Origin of the sequence: Ruminococcus sp., assembly GCF_016287535.1 — a bacterium.
Taxonomy (GTDB): Bacteria; Bacillota; Clostridia; order Oscillospirales; family Ruminococcaceae; genus Ruminococcus.
Genome location: NZ_JAEFAJ010000027.1, coordinates 37,378 through 46,607 on the forward strand (window position 1 = coordinate 37,378; position 9,230 = coordinate 46,607).

The 9,230-nt window shown below is 42.2% G+C and carries 12 protein-coding genes; 5 read left to right on the forward strand and 7 right to left on the reverse strand.

Annotation, left to right across the window (positions count from 1 at the left end):
* Positions 1-2: 2 nt before the first annotated feature.
* The 4 genes from fic to QZZ36_RS10165 all read right to left on the reverse strand — a co-directional run bounded on the left by fic (position 3) and on the right by QZZ36_RS10165 (position 2,786).
* Entirely contained in the window at positions 3-554 is a 552-nt protein-coding gene (gene fic, locus QZZ36_RS10150; RefSeq protein WP_295081008.1) for a protein adenylyltransferase Fic, read from the reverse strand.
* A 102-nt stretch (positions 555-656) separates the two neighbouring features.
* Positions 657-842, reverse strand: coding sequence for a hypothetical protein (locus tag QZZ36_RS10155; RefSeq protein WP_295081011.1), 186 nt, complete (start codon positions 840-842; stop codon positions 657-659).
* A 24-nt stretch (positions 843-866) separates the two neighbouring features.
* Positions 867-2,423 carry a recombinase family protein gene (locus QZZ36_RS10160; protein WP_295081047.1) on the reverse strand — a complete coding sequence of 519 codons (1,557 nt, stop codon included), beginning with the start codon at positions 2,421-2,423 and terminating at the stop codon, positions 867-869.
* A 165-nt stretch (positions 2,424-2,588) separates the two neighbouring features.
* On the reverse strand, positions 2,589-2,786 hold the full coding sequence (locus QZZ36_RS10165; RefSeq protein ID WP_295081014.1) for a hypothetical protein: 198 nt from the start codon (positions 2,784-2,786) through the stop codon (positions 2,589-2,591).
* A gap of 1,177 nt (positions 2,787-3,963) precedes the next feature.
* Between QZZ36_RS10165 and QZZ36_RS10170 the strand changes: the two genes are divergently transcribed.
* The gene (locus QZZ36_RS10170) at positions 3,964-4,701 is read left to right on the forward strand and encodes a GNAT family N-acetyltransferase (protein WP_295081017.1); all 738 of its coding nucleotides are present in this window, start codon (positions 3,964-3,966) and stop codon (positions 4,699-4,701) included.
* Positions 4,702-5,149: 448 nt separating this feature from the next.
* On the forward strand, positions 5,150-5,476 hold the full coding sequence (locus QZZ36_RS10175; RefSeq protein ID WP_295081050.1) for a C-GCAxxG-C-C family protein: 327 nt from the start codon (positions 5,150-5,152) through the stop codon (positions 5,474-5,476).
* A gap of 49 nt (positions 5,477-5,525) precedes the next feature.
* Here QZZ36_RS10175 and QZZ36_RS10180 read toward each other — a convergent pair whose 3' ends face one another.
* From QZZ36_RS10180 to QZZ36_RS10190, 3 genes are read right to left on the reverse strand one after another with little or no spacing between them, the layout of a single operon-like run.
* The gene (locus QZZ36_RS10180; RefSeq protein ID WP_295081020.1) at positions 5,526-6,335 is read right to left on the reverse strand and encodes an MBL fold metallo-hydrolase; all 810 of its coding nucleotides are present in this window, start codon (positions 6,333-6,335) and stop codon (positions 5,526-5,528) included.
* Positions 6,336-6,341: 6 nt separating this feature from the next.
* Positions 6,342-6,806 (reverse strand): C-GCAxxG-C-C family protein, encoded by a 465-nt coding sequence (locus QZZ36_RS10185; protein WP_295081023.1) that lies wholly within the window; start codon positions 6,804-6,806, stop codon positions 6,342-6,344.
* A complete protein-coding gene (locus tag QZZ36_RS10190; RefSeq protein ID WP_295081027.1) occupies positions 6,806-7,537 on the reverse strand; it encodes a DUF134 domain-containing protein in 732 nt (243 codons plus the stop codon). The genes QZZ36_RS10185 and QZZ36_RS10190 overlap by 1 nt, the downstream gene beginning before the upstream one ends.
* Before the next feature lie 130 nt (positions 7,538-7,667).
* Here QZZ36_RS10190 and QZZ36_RS10195 point away from each other — a divergent pair, with 130 nt between their 5' ends.
* The 3 genes from QZZ36_RS10195 to QZZ36_RS10205 are packed head-to-tail and all read left to right on the forward strand — an operon-like array spanning position 7,668 to position 9,072.
* Positions 7,668-8,231: a chromate transporter gene (locus QZZ36_RS10195; RefSeq protein WP_295081030.1), complete on the forward strand. Its 564-nt coding sequence runs from the start codon at positions 7,668-7,670 to the stop codon at positions 8,229-8,231.
* On the forward strand, positions 8,218-8,784 hold the full coding sequence (locus tag QZZ36_RS10200; RefSeq protein ID WP_295081034.1) for a chromate transporter: 567 nt from the start codon (positions 8,218-8,220) through the stop codon (positions 8,782-8,784). Before QZZ36_RS10195 ends, QZZ36_RS10200 begins: the two co-directional genes overlap by 14 nt.
* A gap of 18 nt (positions 8,785-8,802) precedes the next feature.
* Positions 8,803-9,072 (forward strand): hypothetical protein, encoded by a 270-nt coding sequence (locus QZZ36_RS10205; RefSeq protein ID WP_295081038.1) that lies wholly within the window; start codon positions 8,803-8,805, stop codon positions 9,070-9,072.
* Positions 9,073-9,230: the final 158 nt, after the last annotated feature.

A 9,230-nucleotide genomic window follows, 5' to 3' on the forward strand; every position in this document is an offset into this window, starting at 1 on the left:
GGTCAAGGTTTCTCGTATCCTTCATAATAATACGACTGCTCGATTCCCTTGAAGATAACTTCTCTGTCATTAATTTTGTCTGTTAGATTAGGCTGGATAAGAAAGCGAAGCTCCAAATCGTTTATAGGGCTGCGCTCCATAGCCTGCAAATACTGATCTTTATCAATATTTGCCCAATCAATGACCTTGCCGAGATTCTTTTTTAGAATCATATCGAGCCAAATTCGAGTACTTCTTCCGTTGCCCTCCATAAACGGGTGAGCAACATTCATCTCAACGTACTTAGCGATTATTTCTTCAAATGTGCCCTCAGGCATTTTTTCAACAGCCGCAAGCACTTCTTTCAGGTACAGAGAATTAGCAAATCTGAATCCGCCCTTTGCGATATTTTTAGTGCGTATCTGTCCGGCGAATTCATAAAGCCCATTAAATAAAGCCTTATGGATATCCTGCAAGCCTTTGACTGTTCCAACATCAATTTGGTCGATATCACCTGATATAAATAACTGCTTAGCATTTTCAAGGCTCTTAGCATCTATTTCGTTCTGATTCATATTTTCGCCCCCTGCTCAATAAATCTTATACATATTATATCACGGATAAGACTATTAGTCAAACAAAAAATGGCTATACGGTAATATAGCCATTTCCTATTTTTATTCCTTATCCGAACCTTCAAGTATACTGTTGAAGTAGTCGTCGATCTTCTTATCGACCTGCTTGCGTTCCTCTGAAAACGTGTGCTGATATACCGATTTCAACGTAGAATTAGTAGACCAGCCCCCGCGTTCCATAGCGTACTTGTCAGGTATGTTAAGCATCAACATGACGCTCGCTGACAAGTGTCTGAACCCTCCGTTTGCACACTACTCAGAGATTATCTCACATTTTTCCACAGTTACGCCCCAAATATTGTGCGTATGAGGAATTCTTTCGTTCCGATAGGTCAAGTGAAAACCGAATGGAATACAAGATAGATAAAAGTCTATCGTACTGTTATCATATACCACTATCTTTTTGAGCATGGAATTATAGACCTCAAAGCTGTCTGTATCCATATTCTCTGTTTGATTGATCTGAGCAATATATCCGCGTATTGCTTCAAGCTGTTTCTGATGATAACGACTAATATCACTGTTATTTGCAATCTGCTCGGATAACTCTGCGATTTCAGCATCATACCGATTAACCTGAACTTTCAGATCGTCTTTTGAAATGATGCCCTCAAGCATAAGATCAACAGAATTGCGCTTCTTTTCAGAGATCTTTTCTATTCTCTCCTGCAGCGGCTTTGTATCTGTCACGGTAGCGGTTTCCTGTATGAACTTAATGTCAGCAAGAAGTTGCTCGGAAATACTATCTCGTTTATTCTGAATATGCTCCAGTACATATTTCATGCAGGTGTTGATGACTTTTTCAGTGATAAATCTATTGTCGCATCCGACCATAACGCCGTTAACATTCATTTTCTGTACTGTACCATACTTAGAGCGATTGATACAGCGCAGACAACGATTTTTTATAGTTTTCCTACCCGTAATTCCAAAAGGGCTTCCACACTTACCGCAATAAACCCGGCTGCTGTGCCAATAGTGCTGAGAATACTTACGTCCCTCACGGGATTTTTTACCGCGCTTATTCAGTAACTCCTGTGCTGCCTCAAATACTTCTCTGGAAATAATCGGTTCATGGTGATCTTGTATCGAAACAAGGGGAACATTTGGGTTTGTTCCATCGTTCCATGCTTTTTTCTTTGTGAGATAGTCAGTGCATACTTTTTTCCATTGCACCAGATCACCGCAATACTTCTCATTTTTCAGAATTCTTATCACAGAATCCTGACGAAAAATCGCACCCTTTATACTTGTATAGCCTTCAGCGTTCAGTTCATTTGCAATTATAGAGCTGCACTTGCCTTCATAAACATACTTATGAAAGATGTGTCTGACAATTTCTGCTTCTTCGGGTATTACTTCTATTTTACCTTCTTTAATACGATAGCCAAGCAGATGAGAATATCCGTAAACATATCCATTTTCCATTTTACGACGCATTCCCCATTTAACACGCTCAGATATCTTACGACTTTCTTCCTGTGCAATGGATGACATAATTGTCAGGCGAAGTTCACCATCCTTTTCACGGGTGTCGATACCGTCATTCATAAAGATTACGCCGATATTTAACGCAGACAGCTTTCTGGTATAATTAAGGGTATCTACAGTATTTCTTGCGAATCTACTTACTTCTTTTGTAAGAATGAGATCAATTCTGCCGTCCTCACTATCGGCAATCATACGATTGAAGCCGTCACGTTTTTTTACGGAAGTTCCTGTGATACCTTCATCATAATATACCTCGACAAGTTCCCAGTCTTCATGCTCACAAATATACTCGGTGAAATACTTTATCTGTGCTGACAGAGAATTGAGCTAATCTTCCATGTTGGTGCTTACGCGGCAGGACGCCGCAACTTTAGTTTTGTTATTCATTTTCCTCCTTTTCCCGTAATGGGGAATGAATCCCCCTGCATTTTCATTATATAACTTTTACACTTTAAAGTCAATACAAAATGCAGAGGGAATTTGTTATGCTGCCTGTTCGGACTGTTCCTGCAATGCGATAAGCTTTTCAAGCTGTTCCGCTGTTATGAGCCCCTGTTTGTAAAAAGCATTGTAGTAGCCTATCTTCATTGCCTTTACAAACTCTTTCTCCTGTTCCTCTGTGAGAGCAATAGATGAAGTGTTTTCTTTTTTTACAATGGTTTCATTTTCATTTCTTTTCATAATACTCCTATCCGCTGCACTTTTTTGCAGACTCTTCATATAAAAATTTCGGTATTCTCACTTTCATCCCTCCTTGAAAATTTTTTGTTTCTGAGATGAAACACGTTATGTAATTTGCCTGCGAATCTGCAAATCGTATACCCATTATAGCTCACTGGAACTGCATATTCAATTGACATAATGGCAGAAAAAAGCCCCCGAAAAAAAGCGCTTTTCCGGGGGTATACTGCTATCTCTGATAGGGAGTATTCTATTGTATTAATAGTCATAAAATCACAGAAACTATTCTTGATCATTGTAAAAATCAAACAAACATTCGGCAAACATATTTCTATCCATTCAGATGTTCGTGTAAGGTTTGTACAAATATGCTTCTTCAAAAAATCTGATTTCCGTCAAGGAGCTACTGCAAGTCTGTATTCTGTTGCAACGAAGAATAGGTACTTGTAAGATGTGGCTCTGCTTTTGATGCAGTAGATACTGCTGCAAGGGATGATTATATTTTTTATAGCAAGATAACAAGTTTGAAGTCCTTATACATATTATTAAGGCAAAGGGGCTGGGAATGTCCCAGAACGGCAAGCTGCAAGTGTTTCGATTTTTAAAAAAATCGAAAGTGTACGTACACTTGATATGCTTGCTCCCTTCCAAACTGCACTTCAGTGCCTGATAACTTTTTCGGAAATTTCTGAAAAGCATAGAATGCTTTTTCAATGAAAACTACAATTTCTGTTACGGCACAAGAGCACGGCTTCGGAAGAATTCTTTTCTTTCTGAAATTCTAAATGGATTTCAAAATCGGTGTATTTGATGTATTTGGTGTCTAATTGCCTGTAATCCGACACTTCAAAAATATATCTAATACAGCGTCGATGTATTCCGATGTATTCAGTATGTATCCCAAAATGGCTTGATATCGTATGTGAATACACTGAATACACCAAATACATCATTTTTCAAGTTCAGATGAAAATTACTTTGTTCTAAGGCACATATTTTTATAAAGCTGAGATCATGTACCGTGTACCAGACGTACCAAACGTAACAGTTCTTAAATGTGGTACATTTGGTACGTGGTACGGCGCTGCTATTCTTATACACGATGAGAGAAACCATACTTGCCGACTTGACATAGACCATATATACGTCTATACTATAATAAAAGGAGATGATTTGTATGAGTGAAAGAATTAATGTAACCCTTGTTCCTCTCGATGACAGCGACCGTGAACACTTTATCAAGGATAATCAGGAAGCATTCAATTACTGCGCTTTGGAAGAATTCGGTCAGCGAGATAATCACTTTGAAGAAGATGGTGAGATAATTTCTCATGACACGATATCTCGTGCGATTGACGAAGGAATAGCATATCGTATTTTGCAGGACGACAAAATTGTTGGCGGCGTAGTAATAAAAACAGAATACGACCATGGAGAGCTTGTATTGCTATTCGTATCTCCTTCTGTTCACAGCAAAGGTATTGGATATGCGACATGGTGTGAAATAGAAGCTATGCACCCCGAAATAACAGTCTGGGAAACCGTTACACCATATTTCGAAAAACGCAACATTCACTTCTATGTCAACCGCTGTGGCTTTCATATTGTAGAATTCTATCACGCTCATAACCGCGATCCTCACGATGAAGTCGGCGAAATATCCGAAATGTTCCGCTTCGAAAAGATACTGCCAGTTACTCCTGAAGGAATAAAGGAACAAGTTAAGCGTATCACTTACTATGAAGGAATCCTGCAAAAGGCTAAGAATGGTTCTCCTGAAATACTTGAACAATTGTCAGACTATTACGGAAGCCCTGAATGGAAGCGTGACTATGCTGCCGACGAGGCAGATCTTCTCCCGAGTGATCTCAAACGAGGAGTTCTATCAGAAGATGGAATATATAATTTACTGTAGAAATGATTATACCCCCCAATCATCAAGGAGTATCTCACTTGAGGAGAAAAAATTATATTCGACTTTTCAAATATACGAAATCAGCTCCCTCGCGGGAGCTGATTCTTTCGTATCGTTATACTACCTTTCAGTCATGTGCATTTCATGAGATTTTGAAAGTCTCACAAATCTCGAAGGCACTATTTTTATTGACAAGAGTTTAGACATCTGATATTATAGAAATATAGACATTTTCGCAAATACGACGCACGTTGAATGCATGGTATTGATGTCAAGGGATAAGGCGTAAAAGTGCCTATTTAGCGCACTTTTACGGCATATATCCAAATTGCAAAGTCAACCCAAACCGACTTTTTACTGTATTTGGGAAAATATCTAAGAACTCAAAACGCCTGACAACCAATCTGCACAGTGAGGTTAGTGCGCAGATTGGATAACAGAAACGGCGCTGAAATTCGGATCCTGCTTCGGCGGCGGCATGCGGAAGGGCGAAGTTTGCGGTGCATGCACCGGCGCCCTGATGGCGCTCGGCATGAAATTTGGAATGTCAGAGGTCGGCGATTTTGAAAAGCAGCAGACTGCCGATGAATATGCAAAACGGTTTATGACGGAATTTGCAGCGCAGAACGGCTCTTATCTCTGCCGTGAACTTCTGAAGGTCAATCTTGCGAATGAGGAGGAACGGCAGTATGCACGGGAACACGGACTGTTCGCTACAGTCTGCCCGAAGTTGATCGAAAGTGCGGTACTGCTCGCAGAGGCGTACATAAGATAAAAACAACGCAGTCGGCAAATTGACGGCTGCGTTTACAATTATAGAGGTTTTATATTAATTGCTCACCGCTGTGCAAAGCTATCAACTGATCGCCCATAATGTCCTTCATAAGATCAAACGCAGGGATACCCGTGCAGTGACCGCTGTAAAAGATTGTATCCAGCTGGGAAAGCTCTCTTGCTGTCTGAATGATGACAGCCTTTTCCTCCTCAGTATACTCGCCGTCCTTTTTCATCATGTGAAAGCCTGTAATCACATAGTCGGGAGCGTTTCCGAATCTCTCTCTGTATCGGTCAAGGATGTTGAGAATACCGTTATGCGAACATCCAGAAAGCAGCCAATACTTGCCATCCTGTTTTATCACAAGGCACTGCTCATGAGCGAAATCATCTGGAACTTTCTCTCCGGTTTCCATACGTGAGAGCTTAAAATTACCTTGGGGATAACAACGTCTGCCTGTGATACCGCTGAACAGAAACAGCTCATCGTCTAGCTGTATATCACCGTCTATCAGCTGTACATTCGGCAGGTCAAGAATAGCCTTATCAATACCGATGTATCGTTCGCCGTTAAAATGGGGCTCGGCAGCTTTGCTCTGCATAATGATATGAGCGGTATGGTTGATCTGCGAAAACGGAAGGATACCGCCTGAATGATCATAGTGTCCGTGGCTAAGTACCACTGTATCGACTAATGACAGGTCAACACCGAGAATCTCTGCATTCTTCACAACAGCATCGGATTGTCCTGTGTCAAGCAGGAGCCTATGCTTCCGCGTTTCTATATAAACAGACAGCCCATGCTCTGCGATACAGTCTTCGTGACCGCAGGAATTTTCTACAAGTGTGATGATCTTCATAGGCTCTTACCTCACAGGCGGTTTTTCTTCAAAATAGCGGTCAAGTATTTCAGCCGCTGTTTTGACGAATTTCACGCAGGGTCTAACTTTGTAATATTGCTCGGTACGTTTTTCGGGATCGGGCGTACTTGTTACCGCCAATCCTTTCAAAAGGTCTCGGCAGATGATCGTTTCATGTGCTTTTCGGAATTCCTCTGCGAGATACTGTATACGCTGGTAATGCGCCGCTTTCAAATTGTCATCAAGTTCCGTACCCTGTCCGTAAAGGATACCTGCCACCATGAACATGCCTGAGCAAGCACCGCAGACCTCACGCATACGTCCCATTCCGGCTCCGAATGAGGAAGAAAGCCGTTTTGCAAGCTCCTCGTCCATGCCGGTAACATCGGAGAACGCAACAAAAACAGACTGTGCGCAGTTATAGCCCTGTGTAAAAAGGCTGACTGCCTTTTCAGTATGATCGAACTTCATCAGTGGTTACCGCAGCTGTGCGTGCCGCAGCCATGATCTCCGCAGGAATGTCCTTCACCGTGTTCATGATCGTGATGATCGCAGGTCGGATTGGAGTTCTGTTCAAGAGTCTGTGCAAGAAAAGCAGCAACTGCCTCATCTGCACTTCCCATATTGCCGCCATAGAGAGCGATTCCTGCCTCCTGCATAGCCATCTGTGCGCCTCCGCCGATACCTCCGCAGATCAGAACGTCAGCCTGAGCGTTTTTCAGGAAACCCGCAAGAGCGCCATGTCCTGCACCCATTGTTCCGACTACCTGCTCGTTAATAATCTTACCGTCAGCAACGTCATAGAGCTTGAACTGTTCAGTTCTGCCGAAATGCTGGAAGATCTGTCCGTTTTCATAGGTTACTGCAATTCTCATAATAGTGCTTCCTTTCCGTGTGATCTCCTCTGAGATCTTGTTATCAAGAGTATAATTTCCGCCCGAAATGACGATGCGTCTGCCTTCGACCAGGGCCTGAGCGAGTTTTTTTCTTGCGGCGTCGTATATCGCCGTGACAGTCGTTCTCGCCACGTTCATCTCCTGAGCGCATTGTTCCTGCGTCTTTGACTGATAATCGATCAGACGTATGGTCTCGAACTCGTCAAGCGACATTACTATCGTATCATTTGCCTTGTCCTGATCGGGAGCAAAGCTCCAATAATCGGGGTAACAGCAGATACGGCGTGATTTTTGCGGTCTTGGCATAGGCACATCTCCTTTCTGACTTATGTCGATTATAACATATTTATCGACTTATGTCAAGTATATTCTTGGCGTTTTCGGATATTGACGGATATTACTTGATTTGGTATAATTTTTCTGTAGGAGTGATATTGTGAATAAAAATCTTGAATTGTTCCTGACCTTTATGAAGATCGGGGCATTTACCTTTGGCGGCGGTTATGCGATGATACCGCTGATACAGAAGGAAGTTTGCGAAAACAAAAAATGGCTGAATGAAAAGGATATCACCGATATTGTTGCGATCTCTGAGTCAACGCCCGGACCGATCGCTATCAATGCCGCAACCTTTGTAGGTTATAAGACATCGGGATTTCTTGGGGCGTGTATGGCAACTCTCGGTGTTGTCCTACCCTCGTTTCTTATAATCTCGCTTATATCCCTGATATTGACGCAGTTTCAGAGCATCAAAGCCGTACGCTATGCTTTTATGGGTATCCGTGCAGCCGTACTTGCACTGATACTGAAAGCACTATGGATGATGTTCAAATCGGTGAAGAAGAAAAAGAAGCCATTTTCCTATGCGATCATGGGACTTTCTCTTGTTCTGACTGCTTTCCTGAAAATAGACGCCGTATTTGTCATCATCGGATGCGGATTGTTCGGTCTGCTGTGGTCAATCCTGAACAGAAAGGAGCAGAGCAATGGCACTGATTAAGTTGTTTCTTGTCTTTCTGAAAATAGGGGCGTTCACCTTTGGCGGCGGATACGCTATGATTGCTATGATACAGGCGGAAGCAGAACGACAAGGCTGGCTGACGCAGGAGGAGCTTGTGGATTTCGTCGCGCTGAGTGAAAGCACACCCGGACCTCTTGCAGTCAATATGGCGACCTTTGTAGGTATCAGAACAGGCGGTATTTTAGGGGCGATAATAGCTACCCTCGGTATAGTTTTGCCGTCCTTTATCATCATACTTATCATCGCAAAGTGCTTTGAAAAGTACAAGAAAAGCAAAGCGGTGGGCGGTATCATGTCTGGATTGAAACCTGCTGTTGTCGGAATGATAGGTGCAGCCTTTATATCTGTTGCAAGGACGGTGTTCTTCCCGGCAGGTTTGAGCGTATCTGTTTTTTCTTCTGCGAGCTTCTGGGTATTTCTCGGATTATTCGCTGTTACTACCGTGCTTGCGTTCAAAAAGGTACACCCGATCAAGATCATTCTGCTGTCTGCGGTAATAGGTGTAGGTGCAGGGTACGGAATGGGATTATGATTATGAAAGGAAAACATAATGTTTGAGAGCGAATTTGCAAAACTCGATTATATAGCAAAAGATAATAGTGTTTTTCATATCTGGAAGAAAGAAGCACACTTCGATGATTACAAAAAGACTGTATCTGCTTCACTTGAAATGCTGCGTGAGCGTAAAGGCAGTCTATTCATTGTAGATGCCCGCAACGGTTTCGAAGACGTTCCGGAAGATGTTGAATGGGGCTTTCAGTATTTCCTTCCTGAGCTGAAGAAACAGGTTGCAAGATACGATGTGTTTAAACGTGTATAATACTTAATATAGAACAGCAGCTCCCTCACGGGTAATGTCATTAAGCTAATCAAATACGTAAAAGAACAGGAGTATGTTTGGAATATGACCAGACATACTCCTGCTGTTACATTCGCAAAAAATGCATGACGAAAAGACAGATCCGAGATCTGCCTGAA